This is a genomic window from Salinivibrio proteolyticus (assembly GCF_001996165.1).
GTDB classification, from domain to species: domain Bacteria; phylum Pseudomonadota; class Gammaproteobacteria; order Enterobacterales; family Vibrionaceae; genus Salinivibrio; species Salinivibrio proteolyticus.
In genome coordinates this window covers 26280-49473 of sequence record NZ_MUFP01000021.1, presented here as the reverse complement: position 1 = coordinate 49473, position 23194 = coordinate 26280, and the positions used below count along the sequence as shown (strand labels likewise).

Below are 23194 nucleotides of genomic sequence, written 5' to 3'. Positions count from 1 at the left end.
TGAGCGATGGCTTTATGGCATCACCCCTTAAGTGATAACGATGTGCGCCAGTGTTTGCGGATTGCCACCGGCGCCACAGTAGGCTTTACGGTATGCAAGTTTTTTGATTGTAACTTTGGGGTGTTTTTTACCGTTACCCCCATGCTGCTGCTGGGCTTAGTCCCGGTGATGAACGGTCGCGCGGCGCGCCAATTGCTTGCCTCCGCGGTGATCAGTGGTTTAGAAGTGGGTGTGCTCGGAGGCTTATTGGGAGCACACCCGGGGCTGATGACGCCACTTGTCTTTGTGCTGTTCACCTACAAATTTGCGTGCATGTCTAAAGGGCGCTTTTTTTTGTTTGGTGCCAACAGTGTGTTGAGCCTGAGCATTATGTTGCACTTTGCCAGCTATCCAGACTTGCCGCTTAACACGCTCGTTTTTGGTAACTTAGGGGCCAATATCCTCTCGGTATTGATCGCCTACTTGGTGACGTGGCTGATCCCGGATGTGACTGAACGTCAGCCGCCTGCCATGCCCGCGGGAGGCAAGCAGACTCACCGTATGCGCCACGAGGCACTAATGGGAGCATCGTTAGCGACCATTTCCTTTGTGGTCTTTCAGCTGTTTGATTTGCGCGACTCCATTTCAGCGCAGGCCACCACTGTGTTATTGCTGTTTCCCATGCACTGGAACGGCACGTTAAGTTATGCGCGAAAACGCGCGGTAGGCACGGTGCTTGGCGTCGCGTATGGGGTAGCATGCCAAGTAATACTGTATGACTGGTTTGGGGTGTTGATTTTGGTCGCGCCGCTTTTGTGGATAGGGACGCTTTTATTCGCCAAAGCCCATGTGAAAGAAGCCAGTGGTTCAGGGGTCGGATTTGGCGCGATGGCCACCTTGGGGATCCTGTTTGGGCAATACTTAAGCCCTAGCCAAGACTTTATGTATGACGCGCTTTATCGCGTGAGCAGCAATATTGTGGCGATAGTGATCACCTTAATGCTGTGTTTTGCGCTCCACAAACTGCTTAATTACTTTCCTGCCACGCGATTTGGGACCGCCTAAAATGTCAGGAAAATTGGCAAATGGTATGGTCTTTCATCGTCAATATGAGCGATATGATTTTGTGCGTAACCGCGCATGATTATTTGACTTTTGCGAGGCGTAACTTGTTTATCAGTTACGCTGTCGCTATTATTTGCGCTGACATCMATGTACAGAGAGGAAGTCAGCCGTCTCTCGCCCCTTTTGGCCGAATTAGGCTACCGGCTTATTGCACGCCGACGTTGACGGTTTCCGCCCCTCCCATTGCCAGTAAGGTAGCGTAGTGAAAAAACTCATCTTAATCGTGGTGTGTGCCATGTTTGCGGTGGCGGCAATTGCCAGCATCACCGCCACAACTTTTATCTCACACGATGAAATCGACCACATCATTCTCAAGCGCTCGAAAGCGCAGGCAGAGCTGCTTGCGGATCGCGCCGAATACATTCTGTCGAACTCGTCAACGCCAACCGACGATTTACAGGAAATGGTCAGCGGTCTCAAAGTACGCAGTGACATCAGCTATGCCGTCGTCATTGATAAAAACGTCAAAGCCATTGCCCACAGTGATACGCAGAAACTGGGCAAAGTCTACACCGACAGCTACACAGTGGCGGGGGCCGGCCAAGGCCAACCGCAGCATTCGCGCTGGTACGCTGATGTGCAAGATGTATGGGTGTACGACATCATGATGCCAATCTACGTCGATGGCCGCCTGTGGGGCGCGTTTGATGTAGGGATCCCAATTACAGAAGTGGATAGCGCTGCCAATGGCATTGCGATTGCGCAGCTGACCGCGATTGGCTTGATTTTTATTGCCTGTACCCTTGTGCTGGTATGGCTATTGGGCCGACTGTTCGCGCCGCTTAAAGGCCTTGAGCACGCGCTGGCGGATATCTCGAAAGGGGACGGTGACCTGACTGTGCGCTTGCCTGTCACTGGCAACAACGAGATCACCCGTATTTCGGTGGCTTTTAACACCTTCGTTGAAAAAATCGACCAAATCATTGCGCATGTGGTGGAAACCGGTGAAGAGCTTGGCCGTTCAGCCGAGTCGCTGCGCGATAAAGCCGCGCAATCGCTAAAACGTGGTGAATCACAAAGCGAGCAAGCGCTGCTGGTCGTGACCTCGATGAATGAGATGATCGCTACCATTAATGAGATCTCACAAAGCGCTTCGAATGCGGCAGATTCAGCTTCGTCAGCCAACAGCGAAACCGAAGCCGGTAAGCAAACCTTGACCGAAGCGACCCAGACCATCAACCAACTCGACACCGAGATGGACAATATGTCGACTGTGATCACCTCGCTGGCTGATCGCACCCAGTCGATTGTCTCAATTTTGGACGTGATCCGTGGCATCTCAGAGCAAACGAACTTGCTTGCCTTGAACGCAGCCATTGAAGCAGCGCGCGCTGGCGAAGCGGGACGTGGTTTTGCGGTAGTGGCGGACGAAGTGCGCAGTCTGGCGACCAAAACGTCGCAATCAACCGAAGAAATTCAATCGACCATTGATCAGCTTCAGCAAGAAGCGAAAAACGCGGTTGAGGCAATGGACACCAGTAAAGCTCTCACCAGCGAAGGGAACCGCGCGACCGAGCAAGCACTGACGGCGCTAGAAAGCATCGCGATGCAAGTGAGCACCATCTTGGATATGAACACCCATGTGGCAACGGCGACCGAAGAGCAATCAAGCGTAGCCAATGAAATTAACGTCAACATGGATACGGTTAACCAAGCAGCGCAAGCCGGGCTAGATGATAGCCATAGCCTAGAAGCGAGTAGCCAAGATTTAGCAGGGCTCGCACGCACCCTCGATCACTATGTGGGCGCGTTTAAAGTCTCAGCGATTAACAAAGCGGACACGTCATTGCGCGCGTCGCGTGACTAATCGACCGTTTTTGAACACCGTGATCCGATCGCCAGCCTTGTGCTGGCGATTTTTTTAGCGGGTTCCAGAGTGGCGGTTAAAAATCAGGGGCGGGTTGCGTGGGCAAGTGTTGGGCTAAATACGCCAATAACGCCGCCACTTTGGGCTGAAGCTGACGTCCGCGTGGATAAAGCGCCCAAATACCTTCTTCTTCTATCCGATAATCTACCAATACTTCTTCTAATGTCCCCTCGGCTAATGCCTCTTGCACGTAATAATGCGGCAGCTGCGCGAGGCCAATACCTTGCTTGGCCGCCTCGAGTAACGCCACGCCAGAATTACAGCGCAACCGCCCCGAAACCGTGAGGGTGCGGACTTTATTGCCCGCTTGATAATGCCAGTGCTCGTTGGAGCCAACCAAACAAACATGGCGATTGAGATCGCTCGGCGTCTGCGGCCGGCCGTGTGCAGCCAAATACGCCGGGCTGGCACAAATGGTGAGCCGTCGTGAACCTAAGCGCTTCGCTTTCAAACTGGAATCCGCGAGATGACCAATACGGATCGCCACATCGGTGCCAGTTTCAATTAAATCAATTCGACGATTGGTCAGGTGCAAGTCCACCGACACATGAGGATATTGCCTCAAGAAGGGGGCCAGCAGGGGAGCGATATATTGTTCGCCAAAATTCACTGGCGCCGTCACCCGCAGTAATCCGGTGGGGAGTGCTTGCGATTGGGTAATGGTTTGCTCGGCCTCTTGCAAGGCGGCCATCAGCGGACGGCAGCGCTGATAATAGTGCTCTCCTTCATCCGTTAGTGTGACTTTACGGGTGGTACGATGAAAAAGCTTCACCCCCAAATGGGCTTCCAGCGCCGCAACTCGTCGGCTTACCGCCACCACATTGGTATCGAGCTTATAAGCCGCCTGAGTAAAACTGCCGTGCTCAGCCACCGCTAAAAATTCGTTTAATCCTTCCCAATGGGGCGCCATGACTGTCTATCCTGTCTATATTATCGGACAATGTATTATTACGTGAGTGAAATAATAATTTTCAAATTTGCTGGATTATAACGAAAAGCAACTTAGCTAGTATAGCGTGACAAAAATTATTCTCATGAACTCAAAAGGATTCTGCAATGGCACTAACCATCAAGCCGGGACAAACCCACATTAAATCCAAAGCCGCTGTCGCATGGGGGCCGGGCCAACCACTGAAAATGGAAGAGGTCGACGTTGAACTGCCTAAGCCGGGTGAGGTGTTGGTCAGAATCGTTGCCACCGGTGTGTGTCATACCGATGCGTTCACCTTATCGGGCGACGATCCTGAAGGCGTCTTCCCCTCGATTCTCGGCCACGAAGGCGGCGGGATCGTCGAAATGGTCGGCGAGGGCGTGACCAGCGTAGAAGTGGGCGACCATGTGATCCCGCTTTACACTGCCGAATGTGGTGAGTGTAAATTCTGCCGCTCGGGCAAAACCAACCTGTGTGGCGCAGTGCGTGAGACTCAAGGCAAAGGCTTGATGCCAGACGGCACTTCGCGTTTTTCGATTAATGGCGAGACCATTTTCCACTACATGGGCTGCTCGACCTTCTCGGAATACACGGTACTGCCCGAGATCTCATTGGCGAAAGTGAGCAAAGCCGCGCCGCTCGAAGAAGTTTGCTTGCTTGGGTGTGGCGTGACCACTGGCATGGGCGCGGTAATGAATACCGCCAAAGTAGAAAAAGGCGACACGGTGGCGATTTTCGGTTTAGGCGGTATTGGCCTATCCGCGGTGATTGGCGCGCGCATGGCTGGTGCGAGTCGCATCATCGGCATTGATATCAATGAGAGCAAATTCACCCTTGCCAAGCAGCTGGGCGCCACCGATGTGATTAACCCAAAAGACTACGATCAGCCAATCCAACAAGTGATTGTGGAGATGACCGACGGTGGCGTCGATTACTCGTTCGAATGCATCGGTAATGTTGATGTGATGCGCCAAGCGCTCGAGTGCTGCCACAAAGGCTGGGGCGAGTCAGTGATCATTGGGGTTGCCGGCGCAGGCCAAGAGATCTCGACCCGTCCGTTCCAGTTGGTGACAGGGCGCGTCTGGAAAGGCTCGGCGTTTGGTGGCGTTAAAGGCCGCTCAGAGCTGCCCGGTATTGTCGAGCGTTACCTCGATGGTGAGTTTGGTCTACAAGAATTTATCAGCTACACCATGGGCCTTGATGAAGTGAACCGTGCCTTTGAACTGATGCACGAAGGCAAAAGCATTCGCAGCGTGATCCACATGGATAAATAACAGGACGGCCGCCGTGGCAACGCGGCGGTAAAATAACCATGCAACTAGAAAAAATAAGCGAAAACAAAGTCGCAGGCGGTTGGCACCAACGTTGGCAGCATGACTCTAGCGCCACCAACGGCAAAATGACCTTTGCGATCTTTTTGCCCGAAAAAGCGAAAAAACAACCCGTGCCTGTGCTTTATTGGCTCTCGGGCCTAACCTGCACCGACGAAAACTTTATGCAAAAGGCCGGCGCGTTTAAACAAGCCGCCACCTTAGGCATGGCGATTGTGGCGCCAGACACCAGCCCACGCGGCGAGGGCGTAGCCGACGCCAATCAATACGATCTCGGCCAAGGGGCGGGGTTTTATGTTAATGCCACCCAAGCGCCATGGCAGTCGCACTACCAGATGTACGACTACGTTGCGCACGAACTGCCGGAGCTCATTGAATCGCATTTTGCGGTCAACAACCAGCGCGCAATTGCCGGACACAGCATGGGCGGCCACGGCGCGCTAGTGATTGGTTTGCGTAACCCATCACGCTACAGCAGCATTTCCGCGTTCAGCCCGATTTGTCATCCCACCGAGTGCCCGTGGGGCAAACAGGCCTTTAGCGCCTATTTAGGTGATGACGAACAAACATGGCAAGCCTATGATGCCACCGTGTTACTCGCCCAAGGCCCCACCGCCATGCCGATGCTGGTGGACCAAGGCGACAAAGACGGCTTTTTGGCCGAGCAGCTTAACCCGCAAGCCCTGAAACAAGCGGCCGAGAAACACAACTCTCCGCTCACCTTGCGCATGCAACCCGGCTACGACCACAGCTACTTTTTCATCAGTACGTTTATTGATGAACACCTCGCCTTCCACGCCACTCGCTTTGCGCGGTAAGGTAAATGCTCCTCACCACCGTATACATGTTATGCGGTGGTTTGCTCTCCTTTTATCGTAAATCATGATATCTTATTGAAATCACTGGCTATAATGTAAAAGGATATTATGTATACCGTTGCGATTGTGCTATTTGATGCGTTTACCGACATCGATTTCTTTCTCATGCGCGATATCTTTGGACGTCTCCCTCAACATTGGAATGTACGCGTACTTGGCACCAAATCCGAACACACATCGACGCTTGGGCTCTCGGTAACAACAGATGGGGAACTCAGTGAAGCAAGTGAAGCTGATGTTGTATTGATTACCAGTGGCTATAAAGGCGTACCTGCCGCATTAAACGACGATGCGTTTATGAAAGCTCTATCGCTTAATCCCAATCACCAACTTATCGGCTCGATTTGTGCAGGCTCCTTTATTTTGTATCGATTAGGGTTGTTAGGCGGGCGTCAACTGACCACGCATCCCGATGCTAAACCTGCGCTTGAAGCCATGGGCGCAGAAGTGCAAGACCAGCCGTTAGTGATTGATGGCAACATCGCCACGGCTGGTGGATGTTTATCGGCACTTTATCTAACCGGATGGGTGGCAGAACGCTTATTTGATACAAACGTGCGCCGAGAAATGCATCGTCAATTGCTCCCGGCTGGACAAGCAGCAACATATGAAGCACTGATTGAAGAAACAATTCAGTCAGCAAAAGTCACTCCTCTTCCTACCTAAAATCTCGTTCAATCAAAATAACTCGCAACGTTCAAACCCGAATCAGGCGATTACGACTCGCCTTTTTGGGACCAATCTAACAAAACAAGGCTTGGCTAACACTTTGGACAATGGCGCACGAAAAGCAACACAGCGCTTGATACACTAGTAGGCAAAATAGCCAATAAATGGCGTGTTAGGTGCCGACAACTGATCGGCGGTAGCGTGTGGCTAAACACTGGATACTTAACCAGCTTATCGGCTAGATACAGGCAAAAGCGTGCACGTTTATCTGTGACAGATTCACACTATCCCAGAATGGATGATTAAAAAAGCTTATTAGTCATATAGTTACAGATTTATGTTTGGGGATAATGTGAACGCCTTGGCCGGGATAGGCGGCATGCACACTTTCGCGGAAGAGCAGTATCCACTAGAGGTGAGAAATTCTAATAATAACAGTCTATTAGATAGAAAAGAGTGCGTATAACGGTTTTGGGAAATCGTGCGTGCGCACTAATACAATGTTAAACGTTTCTCGATTCACAGATCCTTAAAACGTAAAGGAGTACTTAAATTGAATAAGGTTGTTTTAGTAAAAAGTTATTTTGTTGCGCTAGGTAAAGAAGTCACTGTTAAAATTCCAACAGGGGAAACTAAGACTGGCTTATTTGGTGGGCAGAAAGAAGTTACTCGGAAAGAAAAACAATGGAAGCAAACAGGATGGTCTGATTGTGAAATTGATACAGATCGATTAGCTACAGATCTAGAGCAAGTTATTAATTCGCTAAATCGTGAAGGTTATAAAGTTCAATCTGTTACCCCGGTTATGTCGGGAGCCTATGATTTTAAGTACCAAGCTCAAGGTATTTCAAGTTCAGCTCGTATTATGGGCAATACAGAAGCGGTTTCAGGCGGTGCTAGCTTCGGTTATGGTTACGGATATTCGTATACCGATAGCTTAATTGTGATTGCTGAAAAAAACGTTTAACAAAGCATTTAAGACGGATTCCCAACGCTTGGTGTTTTCGTCTTACTTCGGTTTAAGTGTCTATGTCACAATGGTTTAGGTCGGGTGGTTAGCGTTGCTCACCACTTAATGCGGCGTTATACGATTCAGGAGGTTGTTTATGCCTTTACCGTTTATCGAAAAGGTTATTAAAAGCTTAAATAAAGAGGTGCTTGAAAAGCTTGAGCTGTCAAAATTAATAGAGCATCCAGCAGAAAGTGGTCGAGCGCGAGAGCAAATCATCACAGATTACTTTAGAGCAATTATTCCAAAGAGCGTGAAGATTGGTACAGGCTTTGTAATTGATGCTAGAGGTGGAGTAAGTAAACAGATAGATGTGTTGATCTTTCGAGATGATTATCATCCGGTAATTACTGTTGGGAATGTCAATTATTTTATGGCAGAGTCTGTAGTTGCTGTAATTGAAGTAAAAGCTTCGATAAATAGTAATAAAACACTAAATCAGGCTCTTGAAAATATAAAATCAGTCAAGTGCTTAGACCGAACCAATAATGGTTTTAATAGTATTATTAGTGGTGGGAGAAATGTCGGAAAAGTTCATCCTGACAGGTTTGAACATCAGATATTTGGTGCAATTCTAACAGAGAGTTCGTTGTCGACAGAGTCTTTAATGGAGGCTTTTCAGTATTTTTTTCAATCGAATCCTGATATGTCAGAGTGGCCAAATATGTATGTAGATGTGAGGGGGTCATCTTTCAGGTATATCGAGGAAAATTTTACGGTAACAGCAGTTCCCACTAAGGCATATGGTTTTATTATTTCGGATGCTAAAGCTGAAAATTACACCCCTCCATTGTTAGAAATTACTTTTGAACTTCTTAACTTTTTGCGCGTTGCTCCTTTAGTTGACTATAACCCTTGTGATTACTTTTATGGTTCAGTTGGGGAAAGCCTAGAGGCAAAAAAGTTTCCCATATCACTATTGGGGCAAAGTAGAAAAATCGTATAACAAATTGTTCAAGAGTGATTCGGCACGCTTGGCATTTTTACTATGCGTTGGTTTTAGTGGTTAAGGTGGTATGCGGTAGTATCGGTATTGCGTGCCTCACACCTTAACAAGGCGTTAGCATACTTTGATAGGCGTTCAGATGACTACGATAGTCGAACAAATTGTTAATCGTGAAATTGACTCGGTCATCGTTTACGAATCTGACCAAGTTATAGCTTTTGCGGACCACGACCCAATCAACTTTGGACACATTTTAATTTGTCCTAAGACTCAATACCGTACTTTCATTGACCTGCCTGAGTCTGTGTTTTTAGAGATCACCGACGTTGCAAGAGATTTATATAAACGTATAGAAGCTAAGTTCAATCCCGATGGTATAGGCTTTATGCAAAACAATGGAGAGGCCCCTCATTTCAACGAGCTCGACCACTACCATTTGCATATTTTCCCTAGATTCCATGGCGACCAGTACGGTTGGGTTAGTAGTGAACTTGGAATTCAAACTATGGATAAACTAAGAGAATCACTTAAAGAACTATGAGCATTGAAGAAGTATGCTAACAAAGCAATTCACGCGACAAGCGCGTGATTGCGGGCGTTATGCGTTGCAAGTCTACTGGGTAATTGAATAAGACCTGGGGTTATAACCAGTCAAAAAATATTTAGTAAATTTAAGAGTTTATATATGGAAATTAACTTCTCTCACATTAGAACACATGATGGTAGTAAAAACTCAGGCTTTGAAGAGTTGATTTGCCAAATTGCCCACCTTCAAAAACCAGATGATGGAAAGCGGTTTGTTAAGAAGGATGGCGCTGGAGGTGATGCCGGTGTTGAATGTTACTGGATTCTTGGAGATGACTCGGAGATATGTTGGCAAGCTAAATATTTTTTAGATGGAATGAATTCCTCCCGTTGGCAACAAATAGATGAATCTTTTACTACAGCCTTAGAAAAGCATCCCAAGTTAACACATTATATTGTCTGTTTACCTTTAGATAAAGCTGATAGCAGAAAGAAAGGAAAAGGTGGGAAACAAGTAGTTTCTGTTGAAGATGAGTGGCTAGATCATGTCAAAAAATGGAAAAACCAAGCACAAGTACTAGGTCGAGAAATAGATTTTTCATACTGGGGTAAGCATGAGATTACTAATTTTCTTACGATAGATGACCCCCTTTACTCTGGTAGATCGCTGTACTGGTTTAACGAACCATTTCTCGGGTTAGATGTATTCAAAAACATCGCAAAAAGGTCACAGGTTAGCTTGGGAGACAGGTACACACCTCAGTTTCACGTTGATCTTCCCATTGCAAGTAGTTTCGATGGTCTATGTTTAAACTCCTCATGGTGGGAGCTTCTAAGAGAAAGGAGAGCAGAGTTAAAAGATGCTAGTTTAGATGTAATTTCTTTCTTGAATGAAGAAAGCACCACTGAAGGCACATTATTAAATGGCGAAATAGTAAAAAGCTTGGATGAACAGCTTAATGATTTTTTGAATGAACTTGGTAAAGGAGTTGCGCACAAAGATTTCCACAATCGAATCTCAAGTATAAGCTCTTTACTAGAAGGGCTCTCTAAGCTATATGCCGATGTCTATAAAGATGCAATCGATAAAATTGATTGGTCTGAAAAAAAAGAAAACTCTAGAAGTAACCTATATAGATTAGATGGTGCAATAGATGATCTAGCATCTTTCATCAAACAAAAAAAAGCCATTTCATCCCATACGAAAGCTGCGCTTCTTTACGGGGAAGCTGGAATAGGTAAATCACACCTCCTATGTGACTTAAGTTTGCATAGAATTGACATGAATTTACCTACATTATTTTTGTTGGGTGCTCAATATCAAGGTGGGGACCCAAGTAGTTTTATAAAAGAATCATTGGACTTACAAAACTATAGAAATTCCCAAATCCTAGGAGCTATAGACGCAGCAGGGGAAGCATTTGGAGAGAGAGCACTCATTGTCATTGATGCTATCAATGAAGGAAATAACAGAGATGACTGGCATAACCAAATAACAGGGTTTTTATCGGATTTATCACGATTTCCAAATATTGCCGTTCTGTTTAGTTGCCGTAGCACTTACCTAAGTTACATTCTTCCCGATAGTGCAGGCGAAAGCTTGTTGCCTCGCATAGGACATTATGGGTTTAGAGGGCATGAGCATAGGGCTGCGGAGAAATTTCTTTCCCAGCAAGGCATATCAAAACCAAGCGCACCAATATTAGCGCCTGAATTTACAAATCCACTTTTCTTGAAAACATGCTGCCAAGCGCTTAAACAAAATAAGCTAACCTCATTTCCAAAAGGTCTGAACTCTGTTACCTCATTATTTGATTTTTATGTTGATAGCATTGAAAGGATTGTGGCGAGAAAGAAAAGATTCAATCCGCAAGAGAATATCGTTAAGTCCATACTTATTGATATAGCTTCAAAATTATTGCCAGATAATCTTGAAGGCCTTCCGAAGCAAGATGTTAGAAAACTGATTAATAATTACGATCCAAACCCAAATCATGGGGATAGCCTTTTCGACATATTGATCGATGAGGGCATTCTTTCTGAGGATGTGTCTTATAAAGCTGAACAGCGTGGAAATCTTATTGTCAGATTTACATATGAACGATTTAGTGATTATTTTATTGCTCAGGAATTAGTAAATCGGGTAAATAATATTGAAGCAGCATTTTTAGATGGGGGTTCTATAGGGCAATTACTCAAAGATAATGGTTACTACCGCTTTTCTGGGATATTCGAAGCTTTAGCCGTCATTATTGCAGAGCGTTTCAATATGGAATTAGAGGATTTGCTGCCTGATGATATTGAAGTTGGGAAGTGGCAGCTTGATGAGACTTTTCAGAATACTGTTTTATGGAGGAGTCCAAGCTCTTTTTCTGAAAGAACTCTGGAGCTTTTAAATAACTTAGAAGGTCATTCCTACAGTCACCCAGCATTGGATATTTTGTTGAAATTGTCAACGGAACCCAATCACCCATGGAATGCTGAGTTGCTTCATCGAAATCTTATGAATAAAGAGATTGCCGAAAGAGACCACTTTTGGTCTATACGCATAGCGTATGGTGATAGCTCTGAAGAAGATGATGAATATGAATCCATCATTAGAACAATTATTGAGTGGGCACATTCTGGTGAAATTGAGTCTGTCGAAGAAGAAAGAATTAGGCTCTGTGCTATTACCCTTATTTGGTTTTTGACTAGCCCGAATAGAAGAATAAGAGATCGATCTACAAAATCCCTGGTCAGAATTATTTCTTCTTACCCCCATCTCGTTGAAGACTTATTAAATGAGTTCTCGAATCTAGAGGATACGTACTTAAGCGAGAGGCTTTATGCCGTTGCATATGGTGTCATTTGCAATACCGACAAAGAAGATGTTATTAAGGGTATAGCGAGCACCACATTTGAATTGATATTTAAGGATGGTGAGCCAACGCCGCATATTCTGCTTAGAGATTATGCTCGCGGGATTTTAGAGTATGCCTTGCATATTGGAGTACTTTCGGTAGAAATTCCTCCTGAACAATTCAGGCCACCTTATAAGAGTAGCCAAAAACTGGATAATCCATCCAAAAAAGAGATAGAAGGCATAGCTGGAGATGAATTTTCATCAAGAATCAAAAGTTCTTTAATGGGTTTTCCGGGTGACTTTGGAAACTACACCATGGGCTGTGTTCATAATTGGTCTTCAACACCTATAGCCTTACCAAAAATAGAGAATGGTTATGAGATCAAGGAGCGATTTGCTCGCGAACTATTAACTGACGATGTGAAAAAAGAATATTTGGAAAAACTGGAACCAATACCAGTAAGTGACACTTCAGCTTCACCAGAAGAGTTATTAAAGGCTATTAGAAGAATTGAGTATGATTCTGAAGAGTATAAACGCAGCTTTGAAGATAGAAGGAAAGAACAAGAAGAGTTTGATAGCAGAGTAAATGCACAGCTCAATGAAGAGCAACAAGAGTATTATCGCTGGGTTTCTGGAGTAAGTAACGATAGACCTGCTGCCTTTAGTAGGAAATGGGCTCAAAGATGGGTTTGTAAACGAGCCCATGAGTTTGGATGGACTGAAGAGCTATTTGCTGATTTTGAAAGAATGTGCTCACACGGAAGGGGTGGTGGTCCCAGTGGTGGAGCAATGGAGCGTGTTGGGAAAAAATACCAATGGATGGCCTTCCATGAGTTTTTGGCCAGACTTTCTGATAACTACCATTGGACTAATCGAGGTTATAGCGATGTTCCCGATGATGATATTTATGAAGGGCCTTGGCAAATATACAAACGCGATATTGATCCTACTATCTGGGCAAGACAATCCGGAGAATTCAAAACCTATCACAACAAGCAGTGTACTTGGTGGCAACCTTATAACTTCCCATTCCCAAATGAAAATGACCTGGCAGCCAAGACTAACTTTTTGTGGGATGAAGATGTTTTGCCTGAATTCTCTGAGTTACTGCAAAGGACGATGCCTGCCGACAAGTCTAATTGGCTGGTTTTACGCGGCTTTTGGTCTGAAAATAGGAAATATTCAGATGATAATATCGAAAGTCCCTATCTTGATGGGTGGTTCAGAATTAATTCTATCTTCATCCGTAAAGGAGCTTTTGATTCTTTAGCTAAAGGAGTTGAGAGAAAAACACTTTGTGATCCCGATATAGTCAGCGCACCATCAACGCAACACGAGGGCTTTTTAGGCGAATATCCTTGGCATCCAATATATCGCCACCTTTCTGGATGGAGGGAACCAGAAGAGGTCTTTAGGGAACAGATTGCAGTCGAACACCTTATTCCATTTGCTAAATACGAATGGGAGGATGGCGGTAACGATTATTCTCTCAATAGTTCACTTTACTTCCATATGCCAGCAAAGGAGTTGATTGAGGAAATGGACTTGGCTAGACCTCCCGGTCAATGGGGGCGATGGGAGCACAAGGAGCAGTCTGTATTTTTTGATCCAAGCCTAGAAGAATACGGCCCTTCATATGCGTTAATGCGTACTGAGAAATTACAGAAATGGCTTGATGAAAATGATATGGAGATCGTCTGGTTAATAGGCGGAGAGAAGCAGATGTTTTCTTCTGGAGCAAGTCAATTTTTTGGTCGTTTGGTTTATAGCGGCTTGTTTAAGTATAAAGATGGCAAGCCTGTAGGCAGTATATGGTGCAACAGAGAAGAGCCAACAAATTGAGCAATCAAAGTGTCTTTCGGTAGTCGTCTAAAGAATCGCATAACAAGGCGCTGCACTCGGAAAAATTTACGCTTCGCTCCAATTTTCCGGTGAGCGCGGCGTTAGGTAAATGAGGTTAGACGTTGATTATTATAGAGCTGTTAGTCCTTATAGCTTCAAGCGTTCTGGTTGGAATGTGGGTAGCTAATCCAGATGGTAACTATGAAGCCATAATCGTTGGATTAGGTTTAGTGCTTGTTGCACTCGAAGTTTACAGAAGGAATAAGTCTTCTGACGTCAAAACACCACCCAATACCAGAGATGTTGAATTGTTTGAGTTATATAAAGACAAAATGTTTACTTCTGGCTTGATTGACATGCTTGAGCAACATGATTTCTTAGCCCCTCTACATATAACAACTTGGAACTCATTGTGCCAATTTGTGGAGAAAGGCAACGGAGTAGATTTTCAATTTTCAGATCAGGTGCTTAACCACTCGTATTTACATGCGCACGATACAGCATCTGAGTTTGCTGGCTTAATTTCAAAATATACTGTCCCCATGAACCCTCCAATGAGTGATAGTATTTCCATTTATGGTGTTGGCTATAAAGAGAAGCCAATTAAGCCGCATGAGAAAAAGCAAGCCATGGAAATAAATAAAGCAGGTAGAACATTCGTTGAGGCTCAAAAAGACTTTGTAGTTTTGGGTAATCGTACGCTTTACTAAATTTACCTAACACATATGAGCCCTTCTCCGGTCAATAGGCAATAGCATTTCTTGGCTGCGCAGCAGCCAATGCTCTCGAACAACAAAGTCGTCTACTTCGTTCTGTCCTTTCCGCCATTAAGTCATTGCTTACGGCAAACACATATAGAAGGTCTCTTACTGCGGTCTCACCGCTGCCTGCCAATCCTGTGACATATAGCTCGAAAGTGCATAGGTAGGCGCTGCGTCTGACACTTTTCTCGTTCCCACGCAGGAGCGAGGGAAAGGAAATAACGCTATGTGAAACAGACCGTCAACTATGGCTTAGTACAAGGGATTCGCTTTATGGACAAATTTAGGGCTCTTCAACAACTTGGTGCAGGAGACTTTCAACATCTCAATGGGTCTTTGGAATCGCATTTAAAAGGAACGGCGAGCCTTTTAGCCCGTTGGGGGAGCGGCGAGTTACTTCAAACAGCAGGCCTCTTTCATGCCGCGTATGGTACGGCGGGTTTCGATGAGAAAATGGTTTCACTGGAACAGCGCCAAGAAATCGCACAGGTGATTGGGCGGGAAGAAGAGGCGTTAGTCTATTTATATTGTTCATGTGATCGAGACTATGTTTTTCCTCAATTCGCTCAAAGGGCTGAGATAGAGTTTAAAGACAGGTTTAGTGGTTTATGTTTCAAACTTGAAAGCGAGATGACGAGGCTGTTTTGTGAGTTAACGGTCGCTAACGAACTAGAACTTGTATATAGCAGCAATGATTTCAAGCTTCAGCACGGCGCTGAACTGTGGGCGTTGTTTCAGAGCATGGATCGCTTTTTAAGCGATGAGGCTAGAAAAGCGTACAAGTCAGTGTTAGCTTGTGTTGAATAGCAGGTTACAGAGTTCGCTCAGAATTCGCGCCACGAATAGCTGTCTCGAAAGAGCTAGGTTCGCAGGGTGCGTGTGATTTTGGTGATAAAAGTCGCATAAAATATAGGTGTTTTTTTAGCTTAACGCCTAGATGCTGGATTATAAATGGATGTAGATGTAGAGATGAATAAAGAAAACTTAGTGCCGCGAGTTATTCAGTACTTCCAGAAAATAGATGCAGGAGACTCTAGCTATTTGGATTTATTTTCTGAGGATGTGGATTTCTATTTCCCTAAATTTGGCCAAGCGAAAGGGAAAAGCGCGCTGGTTGAGTTTGGCAATAGAATTGGTAGCTCGCTCTCAAGTATTTGGCACGATATTGAGGGTTTTGAAATCACAACGGCTGGTAACAAGGTTATTGTCGAAGGGCAAGAGGGCGGTGTGATGAGTGATGGCACCCCTTGGCCGGATAACAAGGTGTCTACGGGGCGCTTTTGTAGTGTATTTGAGTTTAATGAAGAGCTCATCAGTCGTATGTATGTGTATGTCGATCCTGACTTCCCGAGTCGGGATTTGGAAAGAGTTGCTGTGCTCGCAGAAGAACAGTAGCGCAACACCAAAAACTGACTTGAGACGCTTTACTCTCGTTCCTACGCTCCATCGTGGGAACGAGTTACTCCAACCCTAACCACTGAACCAAACCGAACCTCGTTCGTACTAGATATTGTTATGTTTAACCGATGCAGTATCTAACGGGGCAGTCGTGAACCAGATTAATCCAGCCAAGTTACGCAATAGTAAGTGGACGGCGGTCAAACCCATTAATCGCGAGAAGCACTTTGTCGTCTCTGACGTTGAGTATGATGAAGACGGTGTGGTGGTGCTATGCGTGCTCGAGTCGGTGCTGTCGAAAAAAGAATATCCGATTGACTGGCGTGAGCTCAAAAGTGACGAGAAGTGGCGTCAAGGGTGGAAGTGATAACGCAAGGGAGGAGGCTATCCTCCCTTTTTTTATCTGTTTTTGAAACGGCGCGCGTGGCGTTTGTTATTTCAGGTGGAAAATTTGCTCTGTTTCAAGCGATGTCATCGCGCGTATCTGACGCCAAATGTAGTAAAAGATGCCGAACATCATCAACATGCTAGGGATAGCAATCATCGGGTAGCTGTACAGCGTCATTTTGCCTAGCTCTTCATTAAACGCGGACGTGCCGGCAGGGCTGGTGACAATCCACGTGGCAAGGAAGTAGTTCATCGCCGATGAGAACACAAAGGTGCTGGCGAACAGGTAGTTTGACCACATCAAGCAGCGATCAAAGGCGTCGGATTGCCCTTTCTCTTTTAAGCGCTGATTGATCAACGAGAGGTTGAGCACGGTGTCATTCAGAATTAACTTCTGCATCAGTGGATAGCGGGTAAAGGTTGACCCTAATACCGCTAAGCCAATAAGGCCGGGGATCAGCGCCTCTTTTAAGGCTAGCCAACGGGTATCGAGCTCGAGTAGGCCAATTCCGCCTGTCAGTAATACGCTGACAAAGCCCAGTGCTGCGATAAAATTGAATTTCTGGTTACGGACCAGATCCATCCCGCCGTAAGCGAGAGGGAAGGCTAAAGCGACGACCAGTGCCATGGCTGTACCTAGGTATTCATCGCCGCTCAACTTCATCAGGATGATCGAGGGGATGAAAACGTTGAACAGGATTTCAAACAGGGGGCTCGGCTTTTTCGCGGTGGTATTGCTCATAATGTGTGACTAACTCTACGTGATATCGGTGTCATTATACTCTGCCAAGCAGTGTTCATCGACCCGCAATCGATGTAAAGCGCAAAAGCGCACCGTTGTGTAACTATGTGTGAAATCAATAGGTGTGAGGGATTGGATAGCGATGAGACTCGCGTTGCGCATTGCTTCTAGCGCTGCCGCGGTAGGCGTCTCATCAGACAAAGTGTCGTGCCCTTTTCTAGCAAAAATAATATATTCATCTGAACTATGATCGAGTTCAGCCAAGAGGGGACAAATGTCCTCCTTTTATCTGCTGTTCGCCCCTAAGATAAGCACAATCTCAACAAAATAATAAAGGCCTCACCATGAGTCTATTTGCTTTGCTCGACATTAATAACACCCTCGTCAATATTCCACTCGGAGACGGTTATGCGATGAGTTGGATTGAGGCGTTCGGAACCGTTTTTGGATTACTGTGTATCTGGTTTGCCAGCCAAGAGAAAACGATTAACTATCTGTTTGGTTTGCTTAATGTCACTCTGTTTGCGGTGATATTCTTTCAAATTCAGTTATATGGGTTACTGCTGCTTCAACTGTTTTTCTTTTGTGCCAACATTTATGGTTGGTACGCATGGACCCGTCCTAATGCGCGAGGCGAAACCCTAGAGGTGCGTTGGTTAAGTAAGCAGAAGCTCATTGCGACAGCGGCAGTCAGTGTGATTTCGATAACCTGGCTAACCATCTATATCGATACATTTTTCTTTTCGCTCGCAAGCTTCACTGTTGATGGTTTAAACCTTTTAGGCTCAAACCTGGCTTCTCCCGTGCTTGAGCCGGATGCGTTCCCATTCTGGGATGCCACGATGACGGTGCTGTCTGTTGTTGCTCAAGTGCTGATGACGCGCAAATACGTGGAAAATTGGATTCTGTGGGTTGTTATTAACGTTATTAGTGTGGGCATTTACGCGACACAAGGTGTTTATGCAATGTCTGCGCAGTATGCAATCTTAATGTTCATTGCTGCCAATGGCACACGGGAATGGGCTCGTAGCGCAAAACGGAATGACGATAAAACATTAACTCAAGCTGCGGCAGCGTGAGGAGCGTATTTATGGTCAAACAACCTCATATTGGTGTTGATGAAACACAAATTGCGCCTCGCGTGATTGTGTGTGGCGAGCCCGATCGTGCCAATCGTATTGCCGCATTATTGGATAATGCAGAAATGATGTCTGAAAATCGCGAATATCGCGTTTTTACAGGCAATTACAAGGGGAAATCGGTTTCTATATGTAGTACGGGGATCGGTGCGCCATCCATGCTCATTGCGGTTGAAGAGTTAAAGCAATGCGGTGCTCGCCATGTAATACGCGTTGGCTCTGCAGGCTCGATGCAAGCCGGAATTAAGCTTGGAGAGCTGATTGTCGCGGAGGGGGCAGTAAGGGATGAGGGCGGTTCTAAGGCCTATGTGGATGCAGCTTACCCAGCCTATGCAAGCCTTCAACTATTGAAGGAAATCGAGCGCTATCTCTCTACGCAAGCCACCCGATATCATTTCGGCGTAGTTCGCTCTCATGACAGTTTTTATACTGATAATGAAGAAGCGATATGCCAATTCTGGAACCAGAAAGGCGTGTTAGGTGCTGATATGGAAACCTCTGCCCTGTTGGCGGTGGGTCGGTTACGAGGCCTCCATGTCGCGTCGATCTTAAATAATGTCGTGCTCTATCAACAAGATGTGAAAGAAGGCATTGGGCAGTATGTGGATGAGACTCGAGTGATGATGGAAGGTGAAAGGCTTGCGGCAACCACGGCGTTAGAAGCGCTTATTGCTCAGAGCTAGTCATGTTATAGCCTCAGTTACTTTTTCGTCATCAATCAATGTGTATAAAAGCGGCAGGTCAATGTCGCTTTTTTATTGGTTGTGACGGGGTACAATCAAAATGACATCGTTGTCATTAGGTTTTCTGAGAGAGCAGAGAATGAAAATCGGGCCTTATCCAACCGGTCGCTTCAAAACATACCTTGAGAAAAATAATGCCGCTTTTCGTGATTTGATTTATCAGTGTCAAATCAGTACGCGTTACTTTGATGTAGGTGAAGCGATTCTTCGCCAAGGTGAGGAACTTCAGCATTTATACGTTGTGCCGGTGGGCCGAGTCTCGATGAGTATATTGGCGGCGAATGGGCGACGTTTTCAACTCGGTGAGGCAAACTGCGATTACCATATTTATGGTGAAATGGAGTACTTCACTCAATCGCCTTGCCAATGGAGTGTGATAGCAGACGAGCATATGCAGGTTGATGTCATCTGTATTCAAACGCTAACGGAAAAGCTGCAACAGCAGCCTGAAATGATGGTGTTTTTTGCGTCAGCGTTAGCTGAAGATTATCAAGACTCTATGGCTATCTACACCAACCGATTGTTGCATCCCATTACTTACAACATCGCTTATGACCTTTTAATCAGGAGCCAAACCAATACCTTGTTGGGCGGGTTTGACAGAGTCAACCAAGAGGCTGAGCGGTTTGGCACTTCAGGCCGCGTCTACCGACGAGCAGTGAAAGAACTGATTGAAAGGGGACTTATTACCAAAACAGAAAATGGCTTAGAGATCACTGACGAGCGGGCGCTAAAAGCATTTATTGATGCGAATGAATGAGAGACCACACCAATGTCTGCGCACAATGTATTTATGCGCAGACATGTTCTTCGCCGAGGGTGGTAACCTCCTACCGCACCGCATAAATCAGCAAGCAGGTGTAGCTGACGTAGCATATAAACAGTAATCCCCCTTCGGCGCGGTTGATTTCTCGCGTTTTGCCAAACCGCATTGAGACTAGCAGCAAGAGTACGGTCATGGCGAGCATCACCATCCAATCTCGCCAGAACACTTCTTCTGCGATGTCACGAATTGGCTCGATGGCGCCGGCAATACCAATCACGGCGAGGGAGTTAAAAATGTTGGAGCCTACCACGTTGCCCACGGCAATATCGTGCTCTCCTTTGCGGGCGGCAATGATCGAGGCAGCTAACTCGGGCAGGGAGGTCCCTAATGCGACTATGGTTAAGCCAATAATTAGATCGCTAACGCCCAGTTGGTGGGCGATCTCAACGGCACCCCACACCAAAATGCGTGAGCTAACAACTAATAGTGCGAGCCCGATCACTAGCCACATTATTGCCTTTTTCAGCGAGAGAGTTTGCTGAGTGAGCTTGGCATCCATCTCGGTGGCGAGGGTATCTTCTTTGGTTCGCATCCCACGCCACACCGACCAGCCGGTCAGCAGCAAGAAACCGGCGATGAGTAGTAAAGACTCGTAGAAGCTAATCGTGAAGTTCCATAGCATTGCCCCGATAACGAGGGTAATGGCTAAAAGAATGGGTAGCTCTGTGCGGACGATGGTGGAATGGACCGCAATGGGCGCAATCAGGGCCGTTACCCCGAGAATTAGGGTAATATTGACAATGTTGGAGCCCAGCGCATTGCCGAGCGCTAATGCAGAGTTGCCATCGAATGCGGCCATGGTTGACACTAAAATCTCTGGCATGGATGTACCAAAGCCCACGACCAGCATGCCAATCAATAAAGGCGGCATCCCCGCATAATGGGCACTCACCGCCGCGCCTTCCACAAACCTTTCTGCACTCCATATCAGAAGCGCAAACCCAGCAATAATCGCCAACGTTGCAAGCAGCATATTGTCACCTTAGTTGAAAAGAAAAGTTGTTAAATTGCCTATGTGCTAGCGCCTAGGCCGAATGGATGAAGCAACTAAGATTCATTGCGTTAATGCTAGTCGGTGAGTTTTCTACCGCCAACTTACTGTCGCGTTGAGACCCGTATTAATGACACAGATTTTTGGCTTTGCAACATAAAAATACGCGATGACGGAACATGTTCTTTTCACGGTTCTATACGGTGTTTTGTCACGATACATCCTCATGCTCAGGGGCAGTGCTTGGGATAGTGATCGTAAAACGGCTTCCTTTGTTCGGTTCACTTTTCACCTCAATACGGCCGCCAAGCACGCTGGTGACAAGATTAAAGGTGATATGTAGGCCAAGGCCCGAGCCGCCTTGGCCGAGGCGGGTGGTGAAGAAAGGATCAAAGATGCGTTTTCTCACGTCATAGCTCATGCCTGCCCCATTATCACGGACGGTGATGTGCACTAAATCGGTTGATGATTGTGTGGCATAGATTTGAATACGACCTTGTTCTTTCGATGCAAAGGCGTGAATGAGTGCGTTGTTGATCAAGTTGATCAATATTTGCGAGAGAGCCCCCGGATAGCTATTAAGCTGCATGTTGTCAGGAATATCGACATCAATCTGGTGTGGTAAACGTTGGAGCGTAGGACGTAACGACAATAGGACCTCATTGACCAGATGGTGTAAGTCGAATTCTCGTCGCAGATCGCTGGTTTGATCAACCGCAAGTTGTTTAAACGCACGAATGAGCTCGGACGCGCGCGCCATATTGCGCTCAACAATGCGCGTACCTTCGTCAACGTGAGTGAGAAATTGGTTAAGGTCATCGCGGGTAATCGGCTTTTCGAGCTTGTGCACAAATTCTTGTTTTACTCCCAGAATGGAGGTCGCCGACATCAGTGCGTTGCCGATGGGGGTGTTCAGTTCATGGGCAACCCCAGCCACGAGCGACCCTAAGGACGATAGTTTCTCGTTTTGCACTAATTCATCTTGAATCGCTTCGAGGCGAGTTAATAGTGACTTGAGTTTATCACCATAGGCATTCACCGCTTGGCGCAGCTCACCGACTTCGTTCATGTTGTCGACAGTCAATTCTTGGGTGGTTTCCCCTTCTATCAACTCCCAAATCTGCGTGGTGGTTTGCTGAATTTTACCCAGCAGATTTCGGGCTGTAATGGCGGCGATAATCCCTACAACAAGCAGCAGTCCGCCAATGGCGAACATCAGGAACAGTCCCATGCTATCGGCAGCCGCTGTCATTTTGCTTTTGGGCACGACGAGACCAATCACCCAATCGACTTGAGGATATTTAATAATATGAACGTAGGCAGCTTCGTTTAGCACGCCGTCGCTCTCTATTGTAATCAGTCGACTATCTTGGAGGGATTCACTTGCTTGCAGCGCTTCTTGCAGCCAAGGGAGTTGCAGCTCTAACTCGGTAGCCGTTAGCAGGGTATTGCGATATGGGTTAAATGTTACCGCCGATTCGGGGTAGCTAATCGCTTTGTTATTAGCATCTAGGGCAAACACATAGCCGTCGTTTTCTTTACCATAACGAGACAGAATGTCGGCAATACCATCCAGCCTCATGTCGACCGTTGCCACCCCAACAAAGCGCTCATTTTCTTTCATGGGTACGGTACAGGTAATCATCGGCTCTTTGGTAAAAGGGTCAATATAAGCGTTCGACCAACTGCAGCGATCGTTAGGCGCCTGTTTTCCTACTAGGTACCAGCTTTCATTGTGGTAGCCCTTGCCATCAGGATCGTTGTAATCATCATAGTATTCCATCTCGGGTCCTGTGCGGCCCCAAAAAAAGCTACGCCGCTCTACGCCGGGAGTGAAGGTGTTGGGCTCCGGCCAGATCCCGCCACCGGCAATGGTAGGATCGCCATGATTGTTAAAGAGTGGAGGGAAGAGGCTGCGGAATAGCACCTCGTCTTTGGGAAGGTTGGTACCCTTTAAAGCGATCGTACTGGTTAAAAGCTCGATCTGTCCAAGCTTGGCATCGAGTAAGTCAATTAATGCATATTGGTTGAGGCTGATCCGCTCTTGTCGCTGCTCAATCAGATCGGGTTTTACTTTCCATTCCAGCACCGCAAAAATAGTCAGTAGCGCCAACACCAGAACCACTGCAAATCCGAGGTTAATCTGATGACGGATCATGAGAGCGGTTTTGGCCATTGTCGATACATCCTCTTTTCTCAGCTGACGCAGATAAAAACCAAGCACCTGCGACCAGCCCTGCCAAATCATGCTGACGAT

The 23194-nt window shown here is 46.4% G+C and carries 20 protein-coding genes; 16 read left to right on the top strand and 4 right to left on the bottom strand.

Translation table 11 applies throughout. The features are described 5' to 3' along the window. Positions 1-6: 6 nt before the first annotated feature. A complete protein-coding gene (locus BZJ19_RS14480) occupies positions 7-1044 on the top strand; it encodes a DUF2955 domain-containing protein (protein ID WP_077676159.1) in 1038 nt (345 codons plus the stop codon). 262 nt (positions 1045-1306) lie between these two features. Further along, complete coding sequence (locus BZJ19_RS14470; RefSeq protein WP_077676157.1) at positions 1307-2911, top strand: methyl-accepting chemotaxis protein; 1605 nt, start codon at positions 1307-1309, stop codon at positions 2909-2911. A gap of 76 nt (positions 2912-2987) precedes the next feature. Here BZJ19_RS14470 and BZJ19_RS14465 read toward each other — a convergent pair whose 3' ends face one another. Continuing rightward, entirely contained in the window at positions 2988-3881 is an 894-nt protein-coding gene (locus BZJ19_RS14465) for a LysR family transcriptional regulator (protein WP_077676156.1), read from the bottom strand. Between the two features lie 146 nt (positions 3882-4027). Here BZJ19_RS14465 and BZJ19_RS14460 point away from each other — a divergent pair, with 146 nt between their 5' ends. The 11 genes from BZJ19_RS14460 (at position 4028) to BZJ19_RS14405 (ending at position 16476) form a co-directional block, all read left to right on the top strand. Continuing rightward, entirely contained in the window at positions 4028-5176 is a 1149-nt protein-coding gene (locus BZJ19_RS14460) for an S-(hydroxymethyl)glutathione dehydrogenase/class III alcohol dehydrogenase (RefSeq protein WP_077676155.1), read from the top strand. A gap of 38 nt (positions 5177-5214) precedes the next feature. Then, positions 5215-6051 carry an S-formylglutathione hydrolase gene (fghA, locus tag BZJ19_RS14455; protein ID WP_077676154.1) on the top strand — a complete coding sequence of 279 codons (837 nt, stop codon included), beginning with the start codon at positions 5215-5217 and terminating at the stop codon, positions 6049-6051. A gap of 108 nt (positions 6052-6159) precedes the next feature. Beyond that, positions 6160-6777 carry a DJ-1/PfpI family protein gene (locus BZJ19_RS14450; RefSeq protein ID WP_077676153.1) on the top strand — a complete coding sequence of 206 codons (618 nt, stop codon included), beginning with the start codon at positions 6160-6162 and terminating at the stop codon, positions 6775-6777. A 556-nt stretch (positions 6778-7333) separates the two neighbouring features. Next, complete coding sequence (locus tag BZJ19_RS14445) at positions 7334-7747, top strand: hypothetical protein (RefSeq protein WP_065546171.1); 414 nt, start codon at positions 7334-7336, stop codon at positions 7745-7747. 139 nt (positions 7748-7886) lie between these two features. Beyond that, the gene (locus tag BZJ19_RS14440) at positions 7887-8735 is read left to right on the top strand and encodes a DUF6602 domain-containing protein (RefSeq protein WP_077676152.1); all 849 of its coding nucleotides are present in this window, start codon (positions 7887-7889) and stop codon (positions 8733-8735) included. 139 nt (positions 8736-8874) lie between these two features. Continuing rightward, the gene (locus BZJ19_RS14430) at positions 8875-9276 is read left to right on the top strand and encodes an HIT family protein (protein ID WP_017636213.1); all 402 of its coding nucleotides are present in this window, start codon (positions 8875-8877) and stop codon (positions 9274-9276) included. A 144-nt stretch (positions 9277-9420) separates the two neighbouring features. Continuing rightward, entirely contained in the window at positions 9421-13950 is a 4530-nt protein-coding gene (locus BZJ19_RS14425) for an NACHT domain-containing protein (protein ID WP_077676150.1), read from the top strand. Between the two features lie 122 nt (positions 13951-14072). Further along, positions 14073-14660 carry a hypothetical protein gene (locus BZJ19_RS14420; protein ID WP_077676149.1) on the top strand — a complete coding sequence of 196 codons (588 nt, stop codon included), beginning with the start codon at positions 14073-14075 and terminating at the stop codon, positions 14658-14660. Between the two features lie 324 nt (positions 14661-14984). Further along, the gene (locus tag BZJ19_RS14415) at positions 14985-15518 is read left to right on the top strand and encodes a DUF6817 domain-containing protein (protein WP_077676169.1); all 534 of its coding nucleotides are present in this window, start codon (positions 14985-14987) and stop codon (positions 15516-15518) included. Positions 15519-15662: 144 nt separating this feature from the next. Beyond that, entirely contained in the window at positions 15663-16106 is a 444-nt protein-coding gene (locus BZJ19_RS14410; RefSeq protein ID WP_235608248.1) for a nuclear transport factor 2 family protein, read from the top strand. A 154-nt stretch (positions 16107-16260) separates the two neighbouring features. Next, positions 16261-16476 carry a TIGR02450 family Trp-rich protein gene (locus BZJ19_RS14405; RefSeq protein WP_069587895.1) on the top strand — a complete coding sequence of 72 codons (216 nt, stop codon included), beginning with the start codon at positions 16261-16263 and terminating at the stop codon, positions 16474-16476. Positions 16477-16542: 66 nt separating this feature from the next. On the opposite strand, the gene BZJ19_RS14400 is transcribed toward BZJ19_RS14405, so the two are convergent. Beyond that, a complete protein-coding gene (locus tag BZJ19_RS14400) occupies positions 16543-17238 on the bottom strand; it encodes a VC0807 family protein (protein ID WP_077676148.1) in 696 nt (231 codons plus the stop codon). Positions 17239-17582: 344 nt separating this feature from the next. On the opposite strand from BZJ19_RS14400, the gene pnuC reads away from it, so the two are divergent. The 3 genes from pnuC (at position 17583) to BZJ19_RS14380 (ending at position 19880) form a co-directional block, all read left to right on the top strand. Next, complete coding sequence (pnuC, locus tag BZJ19_RS14390) at positions 17583-18317, top strand: nicotinamide riboside transporter PnuC (protein ID WP_077676146.1); 735 nt, start codon at positions 17583-17585, stop codon at positions 18315-18317. An 11-nt stretch (positions 18318-18328) separates the two neighbouring features. Further along, entirely contained in the window at positions 18329-19060 is a 732-nt protein-coding gene (locus BZJ19_RS14385; RefSeq protein ID WP_077676145.1) for a nucleoside phosphorylase, read from the top strand. A gap of 139 nt (positions 19061-19199) precedes the next feature. Next, a complete protein-coding gene (locus tag BZJ19_RS14380; RefSeq protein ID WP_077676144.1) occupies positions 19200-19880 on the top strand; it encodes a Crp/Fnr family transcriptional regulator in 681 nt (226 codons plus the stop codon). A gap of 70 nt (positions 19881-19950) precedes the next feature. Here the strand turns inward: BZJ19_RS14380 and BZJ19_RS14375 are convergent, their stop codons facing one another. After that, a complete protein-coding gene (locus tag BZJ19_RS14375) occupies positions 19951-20919 on the bottom strand; it encodes a calcium/sodium antiporter (RefSeq protein ID WP_077676143.1) in 969 nt (322 codons plus the stop codon). A 229-nt stretch (positions 20920-21148) separates the two neighbouring features. Then, on the bottom strand, positions 21149-23113 hold the full coding sequence (locus BZJ19_RS14370) for an ATP-binding protein (protein ID WP_162274226.1): 1965 nt from the start codon (positions 23111-23113) through the stop codon (positions 21149-21151). Positions 23114-23194 lie beyond the last annotated feature (81 nt).